Annotated in this window: 21 protein-coding genes; 13 read left to right on the plus strand and 8 right to left on the minus strand. The window is 69.2% G+C overall.

Annotated elements, in window-relative coordinates; all coding sequences use genetic code 11:
* Positions 1 to 23: 23 nt before the first annotated feature.
* From QJS31_RS23075 to QJS31_RS23095, 5 genes are all read left to right on the plus strand, one after another.
* Entirely contained in the window at positions 24 to 824 is an 801-nt protein-coding gene (locus tag QJS31_RS23075) for a TIGR00730 family Rossman fold protein (protein WP_282785839.1), read from the plus strand.
* Positions 821 to 1390, plus strand: coding sequence for a TIGR00730 family Rossman fold protein (locus QJS31_RS23080; RefSeq protein ID WP_372341703.1), 570 nt, complete (start codon positions 821 to 823; stop codon positions 1388 to 1390). Before QJS31_RS23075 ends, QJS31_RS23080 begins: the two co-directional genes overlap by 4 nt.
* 59 nt (positions 1391 to 1449) lie before the next feature.
* Positions 1450 to 3219 carry a long-chain-acyl-CoA synthetase gene (locus QJS31_RS23085; RefSeq protein ID WP_282785837.1) on the plus strand — a complete coding sequence of 590 codons (1770 nt, stop codon included), beginning with the start codon at positions 1450 to 1452 and terminating at the stop codon, positions 3217 to 3219.
* Positions 3220 to 3301: 82 nt separating this feature from the next.
* Positions 3302 to 4174 (plus strand): dihydropteroate synthase, encoded by an 873-nt coding sequence (gene folP / locus QJS31_RS23090; protein ID WP_282785836.1) that lies wholly within the window; start codon positions 3302 to 3304, stop codon positions 4172 to 4174.
* The gene (locus QJS31_RS23095) at positions 4171 to 5091 is read left to right on the plus strand and encodes a glucosyl-3-phosphoglycerate synthase (RefSeq protein ID WP_282785835.1); all 921 of its coding nucleotides are present in this window, start codon (positions 4171 to 4173) and stop codon (positions 5089 to 5091) included. The genes folP and QJS31_RS23095 overlap by 4 nt, the downstream gene beginning before the upstream one ends.
* Before the next feature lie 75 nt (positions 5092 to 5166).
* Here QJS31_RS23095 and QJS31_RS23100 read toward each other — a convergent pair whose 3' ends face one another.
* The 5 genes from QJS31_RS23100 to sigE form a co-directional block, all read right to left on the minus strand.
* Positions 5167 to 6003, minus strand: coding sequence for a hypothetical protein (locus QJS31_RS23100; RefSeq protein ID WP_029931453.1), 837 nt, complete (start codon positions 6001 to 6003; stop codon positions 5167 to 5169).
* A gap of 59 nt (positions 6004 to 6062) precedes the next feature.
* On the minus strand, positions 6063 to 6464 hold the full coding sequence (tatB, locus tag QJS31_RS23105; RefSeq protein WP_143979531.1) for a Sec-independent protein translocase protein TatB: 402 nt from the start codon (positions 6462 to 6464) through the stop codon (positions 6063 to 6065).
* Positions 6465 to 6620: 156 nt separating this feature from the next.
* Positions 6621 to 8204 (minus strand): S1C family serine protease, encoded by a 1584-nt coding sequence (locus QJS31_RS23110; RefSeq protein WP_372341702.1) that lies wholly within the window; start codon positions 8202 to 8204, stop codon positions 6621 to 6623.
* 10 nt (positions 8205 to 8214) lie between these two features.
* On the minus strand, positions 8215 to 8625 hold the full coding sequence (locus QJS31_RS23115) for a zf-HC2 domain-containing protein (protein ID WP_029931456.1): 411 nt from the start codon (positions 8623 to 8625) through the stop codon (positions 8215 to 8217).
* A gap of 81 nt (positions 8626 to 8706) precedes the next feature.
* The gene (sigE, locus tag QJS31_RS23120) at positions 8707 to 9375 is read right to left on the minus strand and encodes an RNA polymerase sigma factor SigE (protein WP_029931457.1); all 669 of its coding nucleotides are present in this window, start codon (positions 9373 to 9375) and stop codon (positions 8707 to 8709) included.
* A 235-nt stretch (positions 9376 to 9610) separates the two neighbouring features.
* On the opposite strand from sigE, the gene QJS31_RS23125 reads away from it, so the two are divergent.
* From QJS31_RS23125 to QJS31_RS23155, 7 genes are all read left to right on the plus strand, one after another.
* Positions 9611 to 10258, plus strand: coding sequence for an O-methyltransferase (locus QJS31_RS23125; RefSeq protein WP_051037661.1), 648 nt, complete (start codon positions 9611 to 9613; stop codon positions 10256 to 10258).
* 598 nt (positions 10259 to 10856) lie between these two features.
* Complete coding sequence (locus tag QJS31_RS23130) at positions 10857 to 11585, plus strand: phosphodiesterase (RefSeq protein WP_306357659.1); 729 nt, start codon at positions 10857 to 10859, stop codon at positions 11583 to 11585.
* A gap of 273 nt (positions 11586 to 11858) precedes the next feature.
* On the plus strand, positions 11859 to 12527 hold the full coding sequence (locus tag QJS31_RS23135) for a TetR/AcrR family transcriptional regulator (RefSeq protein WP_306357660.1): 669 nt from the start codon (positions 11859 to 11861) through the stop codon (positions 12525 to 12527).
* A gap of 33 nt (positions 12528 to 12560) precedes the next feature.
* Complete coding sequence (locus QJS31_RS23140) at positions 12561 to 13499, plus strand: ABC transporter ATP-binding protein (protein ID WP_306357661.1); 939 nt, start codon at positions 12561 to 12563, stop codon at positions 13497 to 13499.
* The gene (locus tag QJS31_RS23145; RefSeq protein WP_306357662.1) at positions 13496 to 15148 is read left to right on the plus strand and encodes an ABC transporter permease; all 1653 of its coding nucleotides are present in this window, start codon (positions 13496 to 13498) and stop codon (positions 15146 to 15148) included. The genes QJS31_RS23140 and QJS31_RS23145 overlap by 4 nt, the downstream gene beginning before the upstream one ends.
* Before the next feature lie 152 nt (positions 15149 to 15300).
* On the plus strand, positions 15301 to 15522 hold the full coding sequence (locus QJS31_RS23150; protein ID WP_282783341.1) for a hypothetical protein: 222 nt from the start codon (positions 15301 to 15303) through the stop codon (positions 15520 to 15522).
* A gap of 72 nt (positions 15523 to 15594) precedes the next feature.
* Positions 15595 to 16032, plus strand: coding sequence for a hypothetical protein (locus QJS31_RS23155; protein WP_306357663.1), 438 nt, complete (start codon positions 15595 to 15597; stop codon positions 16030 to 16032).
* Here QJS31_RS23155 and QJS31_RS23160 read toward each other — a convergent pair.
* On the minus strand, positions 15959 to 17164 hold the full coding sequence (locus QJS31_RS23160) for a hypothetical protein (RefSeq protein ID WP_282783337.1): 1206 nt from the start codon (positions 17162 to 17164) through the stop codon (positions 15959 to 15961). The genes QJS31_RS23155 and QJS31_RS23160 overlap by 74 nt on opposite strands.
* Before the next feature lie 75 nt (positions 17165 to 17239).
* A complete protein-coding gene (gene glgC / locus QJS31_RS23165; protein WP_306357664.1) occupies positions 17240 to 18454 on the minus strand; it encodes a glucose-1-phosphate adenylyltransferase in 1215 nt (404 codons plus the stop codon).
* A 207-nt stretch (positions 18455 to 18661) separates the two neighbouring features.
* On the opposite strand from glgC, the gene glgA reads away from it, so the two are divergent.
* Entirely contained in the window at positions 18662 to 19831 is a 1170-nt protein-coding gene (gene glgA, locus QJS31_RS23170; RefSeq protein WP_282783355.1) for a glycogen synthase, read from the plus strand.
* A 240-nt stretch (positions 19832 to 20071) separates the two neighbouring features.
* Here glgA and QJS31_RS23175 read toward each other — a convergent pair whose 3' ends face one another.
* Positions 20072 to 20590, minus strand: a complete 519-nt coding sequence (locus QJS31_RS23175) for a nitroreductase family deazaflavin-dependent oxidoreductase (protein ID WP_282786130.1) — start codon at positions 20588 to 20590, stop codon at positions 20072 to 20074.
* Positions 20591 to 20630: the final 40 nt, after the last annotated feature.

Below are 20630 nucleotides of genomic sequence, written 5' to 3' on the forward strand. Positions count from 1 at the left end.
AGGGCAAGATAGATACTGCCCGTATGTCTGCTGACGCCGAATTCGGTGCTCGCTCGTCCAAGACTCCTCGGTTCCGGGGTCCGATAATGCTGCGCCGTGATCGTAAGAAGGGGATAGGGACCACCGACGAGCATTTGCTCGACGAACGCGGGACCGGTGACTGGGTGCACACCGATCCGTGGCGGGTGCTGCGGATTCAGGCCGAATTCGTCGAGGGCTTCGGCACTTTGGCGGAGGTGCCGCGGGCCGTGGCGATGTTCGGGTCGGCGCGGACTCCGGCCGATCATCCGGAGTACCAGGCGGGGCAGGCCATCGGGGCGGCGCTGGCGCGGGCCGGGTTCGCGGTGATCACCGGCGGTGGGCCCGGAGCGATGGAGGCCGCCAACCGGGGTGCGTCCGAGGAGGGCGGGTATTCGATCGGGCTCGGCATCGAGCTGCCGTTCGAACAGCACCTCAACGAGTGGGTGGATCTGGGGATCAACTTCCGCTACTTCTTCGTCCGCAAGACCATGTTCGTGAAGTACTCGCAGGCATTCGTCTGTCTCCCCGGCGGTTTCGGCACCCTCGACGAGCTGTTCGAGGCGCTCACCCTGGTGCAGACCCGCAAGATCACCCGGTTCCCGATCATCCTGTTCGGCACCCGCTACTGGTCGGGTCTGGTGGATTGGCTGCGGGATTCGCTGTTGGGCTCGGCCAAGATCTCCCCCGGCGACCTCGGCCTGCTGCATGTCACCGACAGTGTGGAGGATGTGGTGAACATCGTGACGCAGGCCGCCGAGGCCCGCGCCGAACTCGAGGCGGCGGAGGTGGAGGAACAGTGGTGAGCGACGCGGGTCCGGACAGCACCGCGTACGCGGTGTGCGTGTACTGCTCGGCCAGTTCCGCCGACGCGTCGGTGCTGGAGCTGGCGGCGCGGGTGGGCACCGAGATCGGCCGTCGCGGGTGGCGACTGGTGTCCGGCGGCGGCAATGTCTCCATGATGGGCGCGGTGGCCCAGGCGGCGCGGGCGGCGGGCGCGCACACCCTCGGCGTGATCCCGAAGCACCTGGTGCACAAGGAGGTCGCGGATGTGGACGCCGACGAGCTGATCGTCACCGACACCATGCGGCAGCGCAAGCAGATCATGGAGGACCGCGCCGACGCCTTCCTCACCCTGCCGGGCGGTATCGGCACCCTCGAGGAGTTCTTCGAGACCTGGACCGGTGCGTATCTCGGCGTGCACGACAAACCGGTGGTGGTGCTGGATCCCGACGACCACTACCGCGGCATGTTCGACTGGATCGACGAGCGGTTGGGTGGCCGGGGTTTCGTCGGACGTGAAGCGGTCGACCTGGTGACGGTGACCAAGGATCTGCCCGCGGCGTTCGCCGCCCTGCGGCCCGACGCCTGAAGCGGCCGAATTTCGCGTTCTCCTCGACAACTCGGGCGTCATCGGAAAGGCTGGAAGATGTGACGACCGATGCACGTTCGACGGTGAGCCTGCTCGACCTGGTCCGCGCCCTGCCCGGGATGGCCGTGCGAGCACCGCAGCTGGCGCGAAACGCGCTGGGCCTGTTGGTGAAATCGCGGGACAGAGCCTCGATCGGCCTGTTCTTCCAGCGTGCGGCCCGGCGGCATCCGGACCGGCCCTTCCTGAAATTCGAAGGCCGCGTGTACACCTGGGGCGAGGCGAATGCCGAGGTGAACCGGTACGCGCACGTGCTGGCCGGGCGCGGGGTCGGCCGCGGTGACGTGGTCGGCGTGCTCATGACCAACCGTCCGGAGACGGTGTTCACCGCGCTGGCCACGGTCAAGCTCGGGGCGACGGTCGGGCTGCTCAACCACAATCAGCGAGATACCGTGCTGGCGCACAGTTTCGGGCTGTTGGACAGTGTGGTGGACGTGGTGGGGGAGGAGTGCCGGGAGGCGCTCGAGTCGCTGGCCGAGCCGCGCCCCGCGGTGCTGTGGTCGCAGCAGCTGGCCGACGCCGCCCGCACCGCCGACACCGCGAATCCGGCGGTGACGGCGGAGGTCACGGCGGGCGAGCGGGCTTTCCTGATCTTCACCTCCGGCACCACCGGCATGCCCAAGGCGAGCGTCATGACGCATCTGCGGTGGACCAAGAGCATGGCGGGCCTGGGTGGGCTCGGCGTGCGGCTGCGCGGCGACGACACCATGTACTGCTGTCTGCCGCTGTACCACAACAACGCGCTCACGGTGGCGCTGTCGTCGGTGGTGTCGGCGGGTGCGTGCCTGGCGCTGGGACGGCATTTCTCGGCCTCCCGGTTCTGGGACGAGGCCATCGCCGCCGATGCCACGGCCTTCATCTATATCGGTGAGCTGTGCCGGTATCTGCTCAACCAGCCGCGCAAGAGCAGCGACCGGTCGCATCGGGTGGCCGTCGCGGTGGGCAACGGGCTGCGGCCGGAGCTGTGGGACGAGTTCCGGGATCGGTTCGGCATTCGGCGAATCGTCGAGTTCTACGGTGCCAGTGAGGGGAACGTCGCCTTCATCAACGCCTTCGGTGTGGACCGCACCGCCGGCTTCACGCCGCTGCCCTTCGCCATCGTCGACTACGACGACGAGACCGGTAGGGCCCGACGCGGTCCGGACGGCAAGCTCCGCAAGGTGTCGACCGGCGGCGTCGGCCTACTGCTGGCCAAGGTGACCGACCGCTCCCCCTTCGACGGCTACACCGACGCGGACGCCACCGAATCCAAGCTGGTCCGCGACGGCCTCGCCGACGGCGACTGCTGGTTCGACACCGGCGACCTGGTCCGCGATCAGGGTTACCGGCACATCGCCTTCGTGGACCGCCTCGGCGACACCTTCCGCTGGAAGGGCGAGAACGTGGCCACCACCGAGGTCGAGGGCGCGTTCGACGGCCTCGACGCCGTCTCCCAGGCGGTCGTCTACGGCGTCGACATCCCCGGCACCGACGGCAAGGCGGGCATGGCCGCCGTCACCCTCGCGCAGGACGCGAAATTCGACGGTCACCAGGTCGCCGCCCACCTGTACGACCGCCTCCCCGCCTACGCCGTCCCCCTCTTCATCCGCGTCGTCGGCGAACTGGAGCAGACCTCCACCTTCAAGAGCCGCAAGGTCGACCTCCGCAAACAGGGCTACACCCCCGACGACCACAGCGACCTCTACGTCCTGTCCGGCCGCACCGACGGCTACGTCCCCGCCTACCCCACCTATCCCGAGGACGTGGCCAACGCCCGCGCCCCCCGCGACTGACCGCCGTCGCGGGGAGCCGGACCCGGGTGTCCTCGATCTCCTGACGGGCGGGGTGGGTACAGGGCTGGGTACAGTCGAGGGCATGTGTGCGCCGTTGCCGACATTGTGCGGGAAGCCGGTGGCGACGGATCGGGCGCTGGTGATGGCGATCGTGAACCGGACGCCGGACAGCTTCTACGACAGGGGTGCGACCTTCGGTGACGAGGCCGCCATGGGGGCGGTTGCCCGGGCGGTGCGGGAGGGGGCCGATCTCGTCGATATCGGCGGCGTGAAGGCCGGGCCCGGTGTCGAGGTGGACGCCGCCGAGGAGGCGCGGCGGGTGGTGCCGTTCGTGGCCGCCATTCGGGAGGCGCATCCGGACCTGTTGATCAGTGTGGACACCTGGCGGGCCGAGGTGGCGCGGGCCGCGGTGGCGGCGGGCGCGGATCTGATCAACGACACCTGGGCCGGCGCCGATCCGGACCTGGTGGGGGTGGCGGCCGAGCTGGGGGTGGGCATCGTGTGCAGCCACACCGGCGGAGCCGTGCCGCGCACCCGCCCGCATCGGGTGCGCTACGCCGATGTGGTGGCCGAGGTCACCGACACGGTGGTGAGCGCGGCCGAGGCCGCCGCGGCGGCTGGCGTGGCAAAAGATTCGATACTGATCGATCCCACGCATGATTTCGGCAAAAACACCTACCACGGGCTGGAATTGTTGCGGGCTTTGGACGTTCTCGTTAACTCCGGCTGGCCGGTCTTGATGGCGCTGAGCAATAAGGATTTCATCGGAGAGACTCTTGGTGTCGGCCTGTCCGAACGATTGGAGGGCACATTGGCAGCAACTGCTTGGTCCGCCGCCGCGGGTGCTCGGGTTTTCCGGGTGCACGAGGTCGCCGCCACGCGCCGTGTGGTCGACATGATCGCCGCCATCCAGGGTCTCCGCCCGCCCGCCCGAACCCTGCGAGGTCTCGTATGACGGACTGGAACTTCACCCATACCTGGGATCGTCCCGACTGGACGGTCGAAGCGCTCGTCGCCGCCAAGAAGGACCGCACCGTATCGGTGGTCCTCCCCGCCCTCAACGAACAGGACACCGTCGCCGACGTCGTCGCCAGTATCAGACCCCTGCTCGGCACCCTGGTGGACGAACTGGTGGTGCTGGACTCCGGCTCCACCGACGCCACCATCGAACGCGCCCGCGCCGCCGGGGCCACCGTGTACACCCGCGAACAGGCCGTACCCGAACTCGAGCCCGTGCCGGGCAAGGGGGAGGTGCTGTGGCGGTCGCTGGCCGTCACCGACGGTGACCTGGTGGCGTTCGTGGACTCCGATCTCATCGATCCGGACCCCATGTTCGTGCCGAAGCTGCTCGGCCCACTGCTCACCGTGCCGGACGTGCAACTGTCCAAGGCGTACTACCGCCGCCCGCTGCGCCACGACACCGGTATCGACGAGCACGGCGGCGGCCGCGTCACCGAACTGGTGGCCCGTCCGCTGCTGTCGGCGCTGCGACCCGAGCTGTCGAAGGTGTTGCAGCCGCTCGGCGGCGAGTACGCGGGCACCCGTGAACTGCTCACCTCGGTGCCGTTCGCACCCGGCTACGGCGTCGAGATCGGCCTGCTGCTGGACACTTTCGACCTGTACGGCCTGCACGCCATCGGCCAGGTCAACCTCGGCGTCCGCACCCACCGCAACCGCCCGCTGTCCGACCTGGGCGTCATGAGCCGCCAGATCCTCGGAACGGTGCTGGGCCGCAGCGGAATCCCGGATTCCGGCGCGGCGCTGACCCAATTCCCGCTCATCGGCGGCGAATTCACCGCGCTCACCACCGAGGTGTCGCTGACCGACCGTCCGCCCATGAAGGAGCTGCGCCCCGCCTGGGCAGCCGCCTGACCCGAATCCGTCGAGTAGGCGGGCCGACCGGATTGCCGGAACGGCCCGCCTACTCGGTGTCACGGTGGCCGATCGTCAGCGGTCGTGGCGGTAGATGGGGGTGAGCAGGTCGGCTTCGATGGGTTCGCCGGTGGAGCGGTCGTAGCGGACGCCTACGACGGCCGAGAAGGGGTGGATGCCCGCGCGCTCGTGCAGGGTCGCCAGACGGGTGGCCAGCAGGCGGATGGCGCCGAGGGAGGCGGGCGGGTGCAGGCCGTCGATGACCAGCACGTGGCCCCGGCCGTCGGGGCGGGGGAGGCGGGCCAGGTAGGCGATGTCGTAGGGCTCGGTGCCGCCCGGTCGGTATACCCGGCGGGCGGCGCGATCCTCGATACCGCGGCGCACCCGCCCGGCCCGCGCCACCGTGCGCCGCAGCCGCGGGTCCGCCGCCACCAGGTAGCGCAGGCTGGGGGAGAGCTCGGGCCCGCCGAGCACGATCAACCCATCACGGTCGAGATCCAGCGGGCGGCCGGGCAGGAAGCGCTCGATGGTGACGGTGAATCCGAGTTCACGCAGCAGTTCCAGCAGCCGGTGCGGCCCGGCCGGGTCCGGCGCGCCCACCAGGGCCATGGCGCGGGTGGTGGACCGTACGTCAGGGGTGAGGATGGTGAGCGGTCCGTGCCCGAAGAACAAACCTTCCGGCACCGGTCCCTGCGTGCTCACCTGATGGATGCGCGCCCGGGAAAGCCCCGCCGCCGCACCGATTCTCGCGAAGGTCCAGCCCTCCGCGTGCAGTTCCCTGATGACCGCACGCCGAATTCTGGTGAGCTCGTTGATGGTCTGCTGGGCTGCGGCCACACCATCGGTGGCCGCCTTGAGGCGTTCGACCTTGTCCTCGATCGCGAACACCCGTGCCACCTCATCGGCCGACATAACCGAAGTCTAGGCACCTGAACAGCTCTCGGCGTCTACTCCGGTTTACTTGGCCCGAATTAGGTCGCGTCGGGATCCAGCGGCGGGCGCTCGTTGCGCTCCAGCGGTTTAGCCGGTTCCGGCATCGAAAAACTGCCGTAATTGCTGCTAGGAGCGCTGACGGGTTTGTCGAATTTTCCGGTGAAGAGGGAATCGTCGCCGTCGAGAAGGTGTTTGGTCACCATCGACCGCGGATTCATACCGCGGAGTTCGTTCAACTGCTCGAGCGGTTTCCGGATCTCCTCGAATTCCGGCCCGAGTTCCTGCTTCAGCGACGTCGTCGCGCCGGTGGCGTAATCGCGCACCTGTCGCAGCGTTTTACCGGTCCAGCGAATAGCGCCGGGCAGCCGCTCCGGTCCGAGGATGACGAGGGCGGCGACGACCAGGATCATCATCTCGCCCCAGCTGATATTGCTGAACACGGTATCTTCTTGCCTCCGCTTCGCTCCGGCTGTTCGCGGCCCCGGGGGACCTCGCTGTTTCCCTCCTCCGCTCCTCCGTTTCGCTCCCCCGCTCCAGAACCGAGGCGGGGCCGCGAATCGCGAGGTGTTTCCTGTCGAGGTGTCGTTCGAGGGTGGTCAGTCTGATTCGAGAGTAACCGGGACATCTACTTCCCGGCCGTCGCGGATCAAGCGGACGGTGACCGTCTGGCCAATTTCCTGTGACTGCACCGCGACGGTGAGCTCCTCCGGGCCGGTGACCTCGCGGTCGCCGACCCCCACGATCACGTCGCCCTCCACGATGCCCGCCTTGGCGGCCGGGCCGCCGGCCTGCACATCGGCCACCTCGGCACCGCTCATCACGTCATTGGCGACGATCTTGGTGCGGGCGCTCACACCCAGCCGGGGGTGGTGCACCTCACCGTTGTCGATCAGCGCCTGCGAAATCCGCTTCACCTGATCCACCGGAATGGCGAAACCGAGGCCCACCGAACCGCCGCTCTCGGATTTGATGGCGGTATTGATGCCGACCAGTCTGCCCTGCATATCCACCAGCGCGCCGCCGGAGTTGCCGTGGTTGATGGCGGCATCCGTCTGCACGGCGTCGAGCGTGGCATCGGTGTCGGTGCCCTCACCGCCGACCTTGACCGGCCGATTCAGCGCCGACACGATACCGGCGGTGACCGTCTCCTCCAGGCCCAGCGGTGAACCGATGGCCAGCACCTGATCGCCGACCTTCACATTCTCCGATTCCCCGAGCTGGATGACCGACAGATTCTTCACGTCCACATGCAGCACGGCCAGATCGGATTTGGGATCGCGTCCGACAATGGTGGCCGGAACCCGCGTGTTGTCGGAGAACACCACCTGCAATTTGGCCTGGCCGGTCTTGTCGTTGGCGGCCAGCGAGATCACGTGATTGTTGGTGACGATATGGCCCTCGCCGGAAATCACCACCCCGGAACCGGAGGAGCCGCTGTCGCCGACCCACGCCCGCACCGTGACCATGGCGGGCATGACCGCGCCGACCACCCGGCCGATCTCACCGGCCGGGATCTCGCCGCCGCCGGCGGTCTGCAACTCCACCTTGCGCGCGGTGAGCGAGGAGGCGGACTGACCGGCGAACAGGCCGATCACACCGCCCAGCAGACCCGCGAGCACGCCCAGCACCACCGCCACCGTGCCCAGCGCGAGCAGCGCCTCCGGCTTCACCTTGCCGCCGAACAGCACCTCGCGGGCGGTCAACTGCTCCCCGGGAGCGAGCGGTTCGGGCCGCGGCACGGCGATCGCGGGCGCGCCCAGGCGCGCGGCCGCATCCGGGTCACGCCACGGATCGGCGGGCGGGGTCGCGGGCGCGTCGTCGTGCGCCGCCTCCGGATCGCGCTGCAACAGCTCGGTGGAGCCCTCGGGACGCGAGAACGCCTCGGCCAGTACGGCATCCGGCGGGCGGTTCTGCACCTCGGGCGCATCCGCGGGCGGCGCGGCCGGGACTCCGCCGGGCCGCGGGCCGAAGGAACCGGCCTGTCCGTTCGGGCGGCGGAAGGCGCGGGCGGTGTGCTTGTCGACGTGCGGGCGGTAGACCGGGCGCGGTCCCAGGACCGGCGCGTCCGACGGCCTCAGGTTCCCCCTGTTGGCCGCCGAATCGGGCGTCTCCGCGGAGTGCGGTGGCTGCTGGTCCCCGGCACCCGATGCCGCCGGAGTGTTCTTCGATTCGGAGGTCACGCGATGAACTCTACTTGCGCCACCACGCCGTCCACCGCCTGCTGTCGAACGAATCTTGGCGCATGCCGAAGGAACTCGCTCCCGCGGCGAACATGCCGTGGTCGGCGGCGGGGCCCGGGGCGGGATGCTGCGGTGGTGTCGGTTCCGCGCCGGGCAGCTCCGAGATGGGGATCCGGCTCAGGGTGTCGTGCAGCCGCAGCGGTGCGGTGATGTGGCTCGACTGTCGCAGCGCGATCCGCGCCTGCTGCTGGGACTCCACCTCGGCCGCGCATTCGGGGCACACCGACAGGTGATGCGAGGCGCGCAGATACGCGTTCATCCGCAGCTCACCGTCCACGTACGCGGCAATGGCCTCGGTGGCCAGATGCTCGGTGGGGGCGAATCGAGGCGGACGCTTCGGCGTTCTGTCCTCGCCGTTCATATGGTGCACACCCTTCCGGAACGACCTCGGCAATGCCCGGGAACCCGGTGCCGGGAACTACGGACACACAGCCCGCAAGGTTTACCCGACCTTCGCGGCGTCGAAACGCCGCTGTGTCCCATTATGCTCGAGGTATTCGCGCAGTGCCTGCCGTCCCCGGTGGATTCGGCTGCGCACGGTGCCCAATTTCACGCCCAGGGTGGCGCCGATCTCCTCGTAGGACAGGCCCTCGATGTCACAGAGGACGACCGCCGCGCGGAACTCCGGCGCCAGCGCGTCCAGCGCCGACTGCAGGTTCGGGTCCAGATTCGCGTCGTGGTAGACCTGCTCCGGCCCCGGACCCTCGGACGGCACCCGGTCGTAGTCCTCCGGCAACGCCTCCATGCGGATGCGATTGCGGCGGCGAACCATGTCGAGGAACAGGTTGGTGGTGATGCGGTGCAGCCAGCCCTCGAAGGTCCCCGGCTGGTAGTTCGACAGGGAGCGGAAGACGCGAATGAAGGTTTCCTGGGTCAGGTCCTCGGCGTCCTGCGGGTCACCGGTCAGGCGATAGGCGAGGCGATAGACGCGATCGGCGTGCTCGCGCACCAGATCGTCCCAGGAGGGCATCATGGTGCGGTCACCGGTGGCGTCGAAGGCGGCGGTCCCGGTGAGGGGCTCGTCCGCGAAGGATTCGCCGTCCAGCGCGATATCGCTGTTCGGCAGGATCTGCTCGGGCAGATTGGCGTGTTCACGCGCCGCGTCGACCATGTGGATGGGGTTACCTCCTACTCGGGACCGTGAACGTCGGTACGGGGTACAACCGAAGGGTTGGCTCGAGTTGTTCCCGAACCGGGCTCGCGGTCGCTGGCCTGGCGTTGGCGATTACTCTTCCCGGTCCCGATGTGGCAGCCGTATGCGCAGGCTGAGGGACACCTGAGAAAATTCGCCACACCGGTCGGTCACCGGCACGCGATAGGGGCGTCGCGCCGTTAGCCTCATATCCGTGAGCCAGACTCCCGCGGCATCGAACCTGCAGCGCAACCTCGCCTACGTCGAGGAATCCGTGGCCGAGGACGATATTCTCGTCGCCGCCCGTGAACGCGCCGTTGAATTGGGCGCGTCTCCGGTGCCGCCCGCGGTCGGAGCGCTGCTCAGCATGTACGCCCAGCTGCTGGGGGCCAAGGCCGTGGTGGAGGTGGGCACCGGGGCCGGGATCAGCGGGCTGTGGCTGCTGGACGGCATGCACTCCGAGGGCACCCTCACCACCATCGACTCCGAGCCCGAACACCAGCGGGCCGCCCGGGAGGCGTTCCGCGCCGCGGATATCGCGCCCGCCCGCACGCGGCTCATCAACGGCCGCGCCCTGGACGTGCTGCCGCGCCTCGCCGACGGGGCCTACGACCTGGTGTTCATCGACTGCGCGCCGCTCGAGCACCCGCAGTATGTGGAACAGGGGGTGCGCCTGCTCCGCGAGGGCGGCGCGATTCTGCTGCACAATGCCCTGCTCGGCGGCCGCGTGCCCGACCCGGCCCAACGCGATCCGGCCACCCAGGCGGTCCGCGCCGCCACCCGCGCCGTAGCCGAAGACCCGCAACTGACCAGCGTCCTGATCCCGGTCGGCGACGGCCTGTTGTGCGCCTCACGCGGTTGAGGACGGTCTGTTGTGCGCGTCGCGTGGTTGAGGACGGTCTGTTGTGCGCGTCGCGTGGTTGAGGACGGTCTGTTGTGCGCGTCGCGTGGTTGAGGACGGTGTTGTTCGCGTCGCGTGGTTGAGGACGGTGTTGTGCGCGTCGCGTGGTTGAGGACGGTGTTGTGCGCGTCGCGTGGTTGAGGACGGTGTTGTGCGCGTCGCGTGGTTGAGGACGGTGTTGTGCGCGTCGCGTGGCTGGGGACGGCCTGTTGTGCGCGTCGCGCGGTTGAGGACGGCTTGCTGTGCATCTCGCGCGCGGCTGGGGATGGGCGGTGGTGTGTCTCGCGCGGCGGAGGTCTCGCGCGGCTGAGCCCGTGGGCACCGTGCCGCGCCGACCCTGCCGCGCGTGACGCCTAGAGCGTCGCGCGGTCGCGACCGGTAGCGCCGACCGTATTCGGGTGCGTCCGTATTCGGGTGCGTCGCAATGGCTCCCGCAGCGACCGCGGCCGGTGGTGGGTCGGAGGGCGGGCGGTCTCGCGCAGGTGGCATATCGGACGGTTCGGGGCTGTGTCTGTGGGTATTGCTCGCGAGAGTCGAGTGATTCGAGAGGTGCAGACGAATGGCTATTGCCGACGGCATTGTGCGGGGAGCGTTCGCGGCGGCCGCGCGAGTGCGTGACGCCCGTGTCTTCCATCCGAACGGATTGCCGTTGACCGGTGCGCTGCATGCCGTCGACGGTGTCTACAAGCAACTGCTGGGCAGTGCGGATCGTCCTGTGCTGGCGCGGATTTCGAAGGGCGTCGGCTTGCCCGACGGGGTGCCGGACGTGCTCGGACTGGCGGTGCGGGTACTCGACCGGCACGATCGCCCGTGGGATCTGGCGCTGGCCACCACGGGCACCGGCACGCTGAGCCGGTTCGTGATCACGCCCGCGCTGGGCTGGTCGAGTGCGTACTACGGCAGTCTGATGGCGTACCGGTTCGAGGACGGTCCGGTCGAGTGGATATTCGCCGAACCCGATGCGGCCCAACCCGAATCACCGTCGCTGGGGGCGATGTCGACCCATCTGGAGGGGCACCGGCTCGGCTTCACCCTGCGGGCCGCGCCGCTGACCGGTCCCAAGCGGACACTGGCGGAGATCACCGTCGCCGCACCGGAGATCGGCGAACAGGCCGGACCCGGATTCTTCGATCCGGTGCGCAATCTGCCGCCGGAGGTGGAATTGCTGCCGCGTCCGGTGACCGCGGTGCGGAAGTGGGCGTACACGGGCAGCCGCCGCGGTCGGCGCGAGACCGACGCCGTGGCGACCGCGGGTGTCGCCGGATTGCAGGGCATGACCGAGCACTGAGGCCGGGGACCGCCGGGATGGCAACCGAGGCCGTCCACCCGCCGGGATGGCAACTGAGGCCGTCCACCCGCCGGGATGGCAACTGAGGCCGGGTACCCGACGGGACGCCGCCGCGTCGGGTATCGGCATTTGTCGAACGCGCGGAATTCTGACATGCGGAGCAATGCCGCCGGGTTGAACTTGCCGTGCGGAATATCCGCGCGAGGCATGCGGCGACCAGGGGAGTGTCGGGTCTTGCGGAAGCGTTGAACGCCTGTTTAGTATATTAAACGTGTGTTCAACCGGCCAGCCGTACCGCAAGGATCCGCCGAGGATCTGAGTACTCGCGCCCGTATCCGGGACGCCGCCATCGCCGTATTCGGTGAGCAGGGCTTCGGGGTGGGCGTACGTGCGATCGCCACGGCCGCGGGAGTCTCGCCCGGCCTCGTCAACCATCACTTCGGATCGAAGGACGGTCTGCGCGAGGCGTGCGACGAGCACGTCCGCGCGGTGGTGCGGGAGGCCAAGGTCGAGTCCATGGAACGGCCGTCACCGTCGGGGCTGCTGCGGCAGATCGCCGAGATCGAGGAGTACGCGCCGCTCATCGCCTACCTGGTGCGCAGCTTTCAGGCCGGCGGCAGTCTGGCCACCGCCTTCTTCGAGCACATGGTCGAGGACGTCGAGCACTATCTGGGCGCCGGTATCGCGGCCGGAACCCTGCGTGCCCCCAGCGATCTCGCGGCGATGGCGCGCTTCCTGGCGACCACCAACGGCGGCGGCATGATGATGTTCCTGCAGCTCTACGCGACCGAACACCCCGGCCCCGTCGACTACCGGAAAGCCCTGCGCGAGTACGCCGACCGCATGATGCTACCCGCCCTCGAGCTCTACACCCACGGTCTGCTGAACGACCCCATGATGCTCGACACCCTGCTCGCCCAGCGGCAGGACAACCCCCCATAGCCGACCGGATCCTGCTTTCGGCAAGGAGATTCGATGAACGCCTCGACCACCCCGACCACCCCGGCCATCTCGGTCCGGGATCTGCACAAACACTTCGGGCCGGTGCGCGCCCTGGACGGCCTCGACCTCGAGGTCGCCGCGGGGGAGGTGCACGGCTTCCTCGGACCGAACGGGGCGGGCAAGTCCACCACCATCCGCGTGCTGCTCGGCGTGCTGTCCCGCACCTCGGGCGAGGCTCGGGTGTTCGGCCGCGACCCCTGGGCCGACGCCGTCGCCCTGCACCGCGACATCGCCTATGTGCCAGGCGATGTCACGCTTTGGCCGACACTCAGCGGCGGGGAGACCATCGACCTGCTCGGGCGGATGCGCGGCGGCATCGACGACGCCCGGCGCGCCGAGCTGATCGAGCGTTTCGAACTCGATCCCAAGAAGAAGGCCCGCACCTACTCCAAGGGCAATCGGCAGAAGGTCGCACTGGTCTCGGCGTTCTCGTCCCACGCCAGCCTGCTCCTGCTGGACGAGCCCACCTCCGGCCTGGATCCGCTCATGGAGCAGGTGTTCAACGAGTGTGTGGCCGAGGCGGCGCGGCGCGGCTGCACCGTCCTGCTGTCCAGTCACATCCTGTCCGAGGTGGAGAAGCTGTGTCAGCGCGTGACCATCATCCGCGCCGGACGCACCGTGGAAACGGGCAGCCTGCGCGAACTGCGGCATCTGAGCCGCACCTCCATCACCGCCGAATTGACCGGTGACCCGGGCGATCTCGGCCGCCTTCCCGGTGTGGCCGACGTGAGCCTGGAGGACCACACGCTGCGCTGCCAGGTGGACGCCGAGCATCTCGGCGAACTCGTCCGTGTGCTGGGCGCGGCCGGAGTGCGCAGCCTGGTGAGCCAGCCGCCGACGCTGGAGGAACTGTTCCTGCGCCACTACTCGCACAATGGCGATCGGGCCGCCGAGGCGGAGACGGTGCGATGACCACCGCCGTGCTGCCGCGCCCGCGCGCGACCGAAACCGTGTTCCGGGCGGCCGATTTCGCCGGTACCGGTCAGATGCTGCGGTTGTTCCTGCGCCGCGACCGCATCGTGCTGCCGCTGTGGGTGCTGCTGTTGTCGCTGCCTTTGGGCAGTGTGTACATCGAGAGCGTCGCGTCGGTGTACCCCGACGAGGCCGGACGAGTCGGCTTCGCCCGGTCGATTCTGGCCAGTCCCGCCCAGCTCGCCATGTACGGCCCGATCTACGACACCGGTCTCGGCGCGGTCGGGATCTGGAAAGCGGGCATGTTCTTCACCCTGCTCGGCATCGCCACGATCCTCACCGTCATCCGGCACACCCGGGCCGAAGAGGAAACGGGGCGCGGGGAACTGGTGGCCTCCACCCGGATCGGACGGTTCGCCGGACTCACCGCGGCGCTGGTGCTCGGCCTCGGTGGTGCGCTCGCCACCGGCTTGCTGGGCACGCTGAGCCTGCTGGGCACGTCGGTACCCGCCTCGGGTTCACTGGCTTTCGGGCTGGCGCTGGCCGGATCCGGCGCGGTCTTCGCGGCCGTGGCGGCGGTGGCCGCGCAGGTGTCGCCGAGCGCCCGCACGGCACGCGGAATCGCGTTCGCGGTACTGGCCGCCACCTACACGCTGCGGGCCATCGGCGACGCCCGGGCCGGGGACGGGCCGACCTCGGTGCTCACCTGGCTGTCGCCGCAGGGGTGGTCGTTGCAGGTGCGGGCGTACGCGGGCGACCATTTCGCGGTGCTGCTGCTGCACCTGGTCGCGGTGATCGTGCTGACCGCCGTCGCCTATACCCTGCTGGCGCACCGCGATCTCGGCGGCGGTCTCATCGCCGAACGATCGGGCGCGCTGCGGGCGGGGCCCGCGCTGTCCGGTCCGCTGGGGCTGGCGTGGCGGCTGCAACGCGGATCACTGCTGGCGTGGACCGTCGGACTCGCGCTGTACGGGTTGGTGTTCGGCAGTGTGGTGTACGGCATCAGCGACGAACTGGGCGACAGCGAGATGATTCGCGAGCTGATCCAGCGCATGGGCGGTGCGCAGCTGCTGGAGGATGCGATGCTCAACTACGGATTCACCATGCTGAGCGTGGCCGCCACCGCCTACGCCATCTCGGCGGCGCTGCGTCTGCACGGCGAGGAGGCCGCCCAGCACGCGGAGACGGTGCTCACCGTCGCTGTCTCCCGAATTCGCTGGGCCGCATCGCATCTGGTGATAGCTCTGCTGGGTCCGGCGGTGATACTCGCCGTGGCGGGGACGGTGGGCGGGCTGGTGTACGGGCGGGCCGCCGGAGATGTGAGCGGCAAACTCGGTGCCGTGCTGGGCGCGGCCCTGGTGCAGTTGCCCGCCATCTGGCTGTTCGTCGGTGTCGTGATCCTCCTGTTCGGCGTGGCGCCGCGCTGGACCCCGGTCGCCTGGGGTGTCTTCGTCGCCGCCGTGGCGGTCTTCCTGCTGGGCGCGATTTCCGGAGCACCCCAATGGTTCCGCAATCTCGACCCCTACCAGCACGCACCGAAACTCCCGGGCGCGGAGTTCACGGCCACGCCGCTGGTGATCCTCACCCTGCTGGCGGCGACCCTGATCACGGTGGGGCTGTTCGGTTTCCGTCGCCGAGATCTGCGCTAGGGCAAGGCCGCTCCGAATCTCCTCGCGCGCTGTGGATTTCCGACCGGTCGGTTGCGAGCCGGGAGTCTGTGAACTCGGGCCGAGGTCTGGATTTCCCACCTGGACGGTGGTACACGAATGGTGGGGGAATCGAAGGATGAGGAGGTGCGGCAATGTACGAAGGGGCAATCCTCGGCGCGCATCTGCCGTCGGGATGGCTGTGGCCCGCGCTGATCCTGTTCGGCGGCGTGCTTTTCGTGGCACTACTGGTGCTGCTGCTGGTCAGCGGGGCGCGGTTCGACGACCATCAGGGTGGTATCTCGCCGACCCCGACGCCGGGATCGTGCGCCCCGTTCTGCACCGAACCGGTGTACGCCCCCGCTCACCAGCGCTGAATCGGCGCGGTGAGGATTACCTCACCGCCGTGGCGGCTACTCCATCGGTGAGATCGACGGATGGGGTGTGCCATGGTGCAGCGGTTTCCGACCGTGGTGGGGTTGTACCTGCGTGAAGGTCAGCGGTGGCGGCGCATCGCCGAGTTCCGGGCGAATACGGAGGGGCACGCCACGTTGCGCGCCATCGATCCGGTCGAGGGACTGGTCGGCCGCGTCTGGTTCCAGCAGGGCGTCGGCATCCTCGGCGAACAGCGTACGGTGCTGCCCGGCGCGGGCGTGGAATTCCTACGGGCGCTGTTGCAGCCCTTCGGATTCCGCGACTACCTCTTCCGCGACGACAGCGTACCGGCCGAGGCGGGCGCACGGCCGCGCCCCGGCCGCGCCCGGTCGCACGGCGCGAGTGCGGGCCGCAACGGCTCCGGCGACCGGCACTGCGCTAGAGACTATTGGCCAGCAGCGCGTACTGCGCGGCCGCCTTCCGCTGCACCGACGGCTCCGAATCCGCGTTGACCAGCGCCACATACCGCTTGTAGGACACATAGCAGCGGTACACGCCGTCGCCGCTGCTCGAGCGCGGCAGCCGCATGCATGTCGTATCGGGCACCCGTTCCGGCGCCGATCCGCTCACCCAGCGCTCGCCGAGACTGCCGATCAGCCCGTCGATCAGATTCCGCCCGGCGGCGGCGTCACGCACCCGGAACAGGACGTTCTCCTCGGTCAGGCTCATGGCGTCGAGGTCGGTGTCGTCGACCAACTGCTGCCGTTTGGCCTGATCGGGCGCACCCAGCACCAGCGCGTTCGGGCCGTAGACCGCGAAGTCGTCCGGATTCGGGGTGTGCCCGTCACGGCTGTCCACCAGGGTCCGCGCCAGCATCCGGTCCGGATCGACGGGCACATCGTCCACCCGATCCGCGGGCGTGGGCTCGAAGGCGTCCACCAGCGGCACCTGGGCGTCCAGGGTCTTGCGCGCCCACGACACCAGGTCCTGTTCGTCGGCACGCGGCCGGGACGCGAACACCGCGATCACGAACTCCTTGCGCGGCATGGTCATTCCGATATTCGGCACGCCCGGCCGCCAATGCGCGAAGGCATCGGGGTATTCGGCGATGGTCAGCTTGCGGTTCTGCTCGCGCGCCACGTCGAAATCGGCGTCCTCGAGTTCCCGCGCGGCCAGCTTGGCGGCGTCCTCCGACGGGAAGCGCAGCAGTCGTACGGTCACCGTGGTGCTCGTCGGATCGGGCGCGTCCGAACCCGCCGGATCGGGCTTGTCGGAACCGCTGGCCGCATAGCCCGCGATGAAGCCGCGATTCTCCAGAATCGGCCGCGACACCCCGGACAGATGGCTCACCTCGACCACCGTGTCCGCATCGGGCAGCACGATGCCGCCGCGACCCACCGTGAGCGACGGATCGATCCGCACCGCGGGGGTGACCGCCTCGGCCATGCGCATACCCTCCAGCACCGGGCCGGAGCCGTCGGCGCGCTCCGGATAGGTGAAGCGGTCGACCGGATAGGAGCCGGTGTCGAGGGTGCGGACGTCGATCTCGCCCGCCGTGGGCGTGCCGGACACCCCGCATCCGGTGAGTAGGGCCGTCACGGCCAGACAGGTCGCGGCGGTGGCGGCACGTGCGGCGCGTCCCATGATGCTCCCTCCCGCGCTGCCGAGCGGCGCGCGTCACCCACTCGATTCTCTGGCCGCGAGCGGGCGGCTGTCCAGCTAAACCCAGATGCCCTTGCCGACGGTCACCACACCGCCGTTGCTCACCGCGAACCGTTCCCGATCCCGTTCCAGATCCACGCCGATGATCTCGCCCTCCGAGACCACCACGTTCTTGTCCAGGATGGCGTGCCGCACCACCGCGCCGCGCCCGATCCGCACGCCCGGCATGAGCACACTGCCCTCCACCGTCGCGCCGTCCTCCACGAACACATTCGAGAACAGCACCGAATTGCGGACCGTGGCCGCCGACAGAATGCTGCCCGCGCCCACGATCGACTCCTGCGCCAGGCCGCCGCGGCCGAACTTGGCCGGAGGCAGGTTCTCGGCCGCGCCCCGAATCGGCCAGTGCCGGTTGTACAGGTCGAACACCGGATCCACCGACACCAGATCCATATGCGCGTCGTAGAACGCGTCGATGGTGCCCACATCGCGCCAGTAGCCCCGATTGCGTTCGGTGGATCCGGGCACGTCGTTGCGGGCGAAGTCGTAGACCGACGCCTGCCCGGCGCGCACCAGCCCCGGGATGATGTCGCCGCCCATATCGTGATCGGAGTCGGTGTTGTCGGCATCCGCGCGAATGGCGTCCACCAGCACCTTGGTGGTGAAAACGTAATTGCCCATGGAGGCGAAGGTGGCGTTCGGGTCGTCCGGGGTGCCCGGCGGATGCACCGGCTTCTCCAGGAAGCCGATGATGCGACCGGACTCGTCGGAGTCGATGCAGCCGAAGGCGCTGGCGGTGCTGCGCGGCACCCGAATCCCCGCGACCGTCACGCCCGCGCCGGATTCGATGTGATGCGACACCATCTGCTCGGGATCCATGCGGTACACGTGATCCGCGCCGAAGACCACGATGTACTCCGGATCCTCGTCGTAGATGAGGTTCAGCGACTGCATGATGGCGTCGGCGCTGCCGGTGTACCAGCGCGGGCCCAACCGCTGCTGCGCGGGCACCGGGGTGATGTACTCGCCGCCGAAACCCGACAGCCGCCAGGTCTGGGAGATGTGGCGGTCCAGGGAATGCGACTTGTACTGGGTGAGGACGCAGATCCGCAGGTATCCGGCGTTCACCAGATTCGACAGCACGAAGTCGATGAGGCGGTAGGCCCCGCCGAACGGCACCGCGGGCTTGGCCCGGTCCTTGGTGAGCGGGAAGAGTCGCTTGCCCTCGCCACCGGCGAGCACGATCCCGAGTACGTGCGGCTGGCTCCTCACACCCCCAACCTACAGCGTCAGGGTGTCTGCGACGTGCCAGCGAGACGCCGCCCGCCTTACGGATAATCAGACAAATCCGCCGCCATCTCGAGACACGCCGTAGACCCGCTGTGACGCGGCCCGGACAATCCGTACAGAGCTTGGTGGCGATTCGGTCGAGCGTTTAGGTTGGAGCGCGTGGAATACGGCGCGGACGGTGGACGCGAACTGCGCGTCGCCATGATGACCCGCGAATACCCGCCCGAGGTGTACGGCGGGGCGGGCGTGCACGTCACCCAGCTGGTGCCGCGGCTGCGGCGGCTGTGCGACGTCACCGTGCACTGTATGGGGGTGCCGCGCACCGACGCCGTCGTGCATCAGCCCGATCCCATGCTGTACGCGGCCAATTCGGCGCTGCAGATGATGTCGGCGCAACTGCGCATGGCCGATGCCGCGGGCGGGGCCGACGTGGTGCACTCGCACACCTGGTACACCGGGCTGGCCGGGCATCTGGCGGCCGAACTGTACGGGATACCGCATGTGCTCACCGCGCATTCGCTGGAACCGCGGCGGCCCTGGAAGGCCGAACAGCTGGGCGGGGGATACCGGCTCTCGTCCTGGTCCGAGCGCAATGCCATGGCCGCCGCCGATGCCGTGATCGCGGTGAGTTCCGGGATGCGGGCCGACGTCCTCGACGCCTATCCGGATCTCGATCCCGAGCGAGTGCACGTGGTGCACAACGGAATCGACGCGCAGACCTGGCATCCCGGCGGCCCGCCCGAGGGGGTGCGCGACGTACTGGCCGAACTGGGGGTGCGCCGGGACCGGCCGATCGTGGCCTTCGTCGGGCGCATCACCCAGCAGAAGGGCGTCTCGCACCTGCTGGCGGCGGCGCGGCGACTGGACCCGGACATCCAGCTGGTGCTGTGCGCGGGCGCGGCGGATACGCCCCGGCTGGAGGCCGAGGTGGCCGAATCGGTGCGGGAGCTGAGCCGACGACGCGGCGCGGTGTTCTGGGTGCGGGAGATGTTGCCCACCGAGATGGTGCGGCAGATCCTTGCCGCGGCAAGCGTTTTCGTCTGTCCCTCGGTGTACGAGCCGCTGGGGATCGTGAATCTGGAGGCCATGGCCTGCGGGACCGCGGTGGTGGCGTCGGATGTGGGCGGCATTCCGGAGGTGGTGTCCGACGGGGTGACCGGGCGCCTGGTGCCCTACGACGCGCACGACACCGTGGGCTTCGAGGAGGCGCTGGCCCGCGTCATCGAGTCCGTCGCGGGCGATCCGGTGACCGCCGAGGCCATGGGCGCGGCCGGAAGAGCCCGCGCCATAGCCGAATTCGACTGGAACCGGATCGCCGCGCAGACGGTTCGGGTCTACGACCGGGTGCGCAAGAGCTAGGAACGCGCGGTGCCGGGGCGCACGACGCGCGTGCTCGCCGCGGTGCCGTGGCCGAACTCGATGCCGTGTCCGATGCGTGCTGTGTCCGACGCGTGCTGTGTCTGATGCGTGCTGTGTCTGATGCGTGCCGTGGCCGACGCGTGCCGTGGCCGACGCGGTGCTCGCGGCGGTGCCGGAGGCCGACGATCGCGGCGTGGTTCGCGGCGGTGGCGGCGCGACAGGTTGCCGCCGGTGCCGTGACTACCGGGCGGCGGCGCGGCGCAGAGCGAACAGGCGCAGTTCGCGGCTGGTGCGGCCCTTGTAGGCGGTGTACGCCTGCGTGGTCTCCTCGAAACGGGCGAAGATCTCCGCCTGCTGCTCCGGATCGGTGACACGGGTGGCCGTCACCGGAATCCGCTGTCCCGCAATGGTGACCGTGCCCGTCGGATCGGCCAGCAGATTGCCCGTCCACGCCGGATGGGTGGCCTGACCGAAATTGCTGCCGATCACGTACAGCACATCGCCGTCGTGCACGTACAGCAGCGGCGTGGTGCGCGGCTGCCCCGACTTGCGGCCGGTGGTGGTCAACAGGATCACCGGCGCACCGATCGGCCCCAGCACCGTGTACTTGCCCGCGGTGCGCTCCAGCACCCGCCGATCCAGCGGCGTGAGCTTGCGAATCACCGTCGACCCCATGCTGGTGGCCGCGAACGAACTCGCCGCCCGCCGCAGCAGACCTGTCTGCGGACCCCACCGCCGATCCGGGAACTGAGCGCTCATGCGGAGAACCGTACCGCCACAACCGGACACGGGGGTATTC

The sequence above is a fragment of the Nocardia sp. CC213A genome (genome assembly GCF_030766805.1).
Taxonomy (GTDB): Bacteria; Actinomycetota; Actinomycetes; order Mycobacteriales; family Mycobacteriaceae; genus Nocardia; species Nocardia otitidiscaviarum.

Bases quoted from the DNA above. Each gene is read 5' to 3' on its own strand.
- QJS31_RS23115 (WP_029931456.1), bottom strand. From the start codon at position 8,625: ATGAACGGCGAGGACAGAACGCCGAAGCGTCCGCCTCGATTCGCCCCC.
- QJS31_RS23095 (WP_282785835.1), top strand. From the start codon at position 4,171: ATGACGGACTGGAACTTCACCCATACCTGGGATCGTCCCGACTGGACG.
- QJS31_RS23100 (WP_029931453.1), bottom strand. From the start codon at position 6,003: ATGTCGGCCGATGAGGTGGCACGGGTGTTCGCGATCGAGGACAAGGTC.
- QJS31_RS23130 (WP_306357659.1), top strand. From the start codon at position 10,857: ATGGCTATTGCCGACGGCATTGTGCGGGGAGCGTTCGCGGCGGCCGCG.
- QJS31_RS23150 (WP_282783341.1), top strand. From the start codon at position 15,301: ATGTACGAAGGGGCAATCCTCGGCGCGCATCTGCCGTCGGGATGGCTG.
- QJS31_RS23175 (WP_282786130.1), bottom strand. From the start codon at position 20,590: ATGAGCGCTCAGTTCCCGGATCGGCGGTGGGGTCCGCAGACAGGTCTG.
- QJS31_RS23145 (WP_306357662.1), top strand. From the start codon at position 13,496: ATGACCACCGCCGTGCTGCCGCGCCCGCGCGCGACCGAAACCGTGTTC.
- QJS31_RS23155 (WP_306357663.1), top strand. From the start codon at position 15,595: ATGGTGCAGCGGTTTCCGACCGTGGTGGGGTTGTACCTGCGTGAAGGT.
- folP (WP_282785836.1), top strand. From the start codon at position 3,302: ATGTGTGCGCCGTTGCCGACATTGTGCGGGAAGCCGGTGGCGACGGAT.
- QJS31_RS23140 (WP_306357661.1), top strand. From the start codon at position 12,561: ATGAACGCCTCGACCACCCCGACCACCCCGGCCATCTCGGTCCGGGAT.
- sigE (WP_029931457.1), bottom strand. From the start codon at position 9,375: ATGGTCGACGCGGCGCGTGAACACGCCAATCTGCCCGAGCAGATCCTG.
- QJS31_RS23075 (WP_282785839.1), top strand. From the start codon at position 24: ATGTCTGCTGACGCCGAATTCGGTGCTCGCTCGTCCAAGACTCCTCGG.
- QJS31_RS23160 (WP_282783337.1), bottom strand. From the start codon at position 17,164: ATGGGACGCGCCGCACGTGCCGCCACCGCCGCGACCTGTCTGGCCGTG.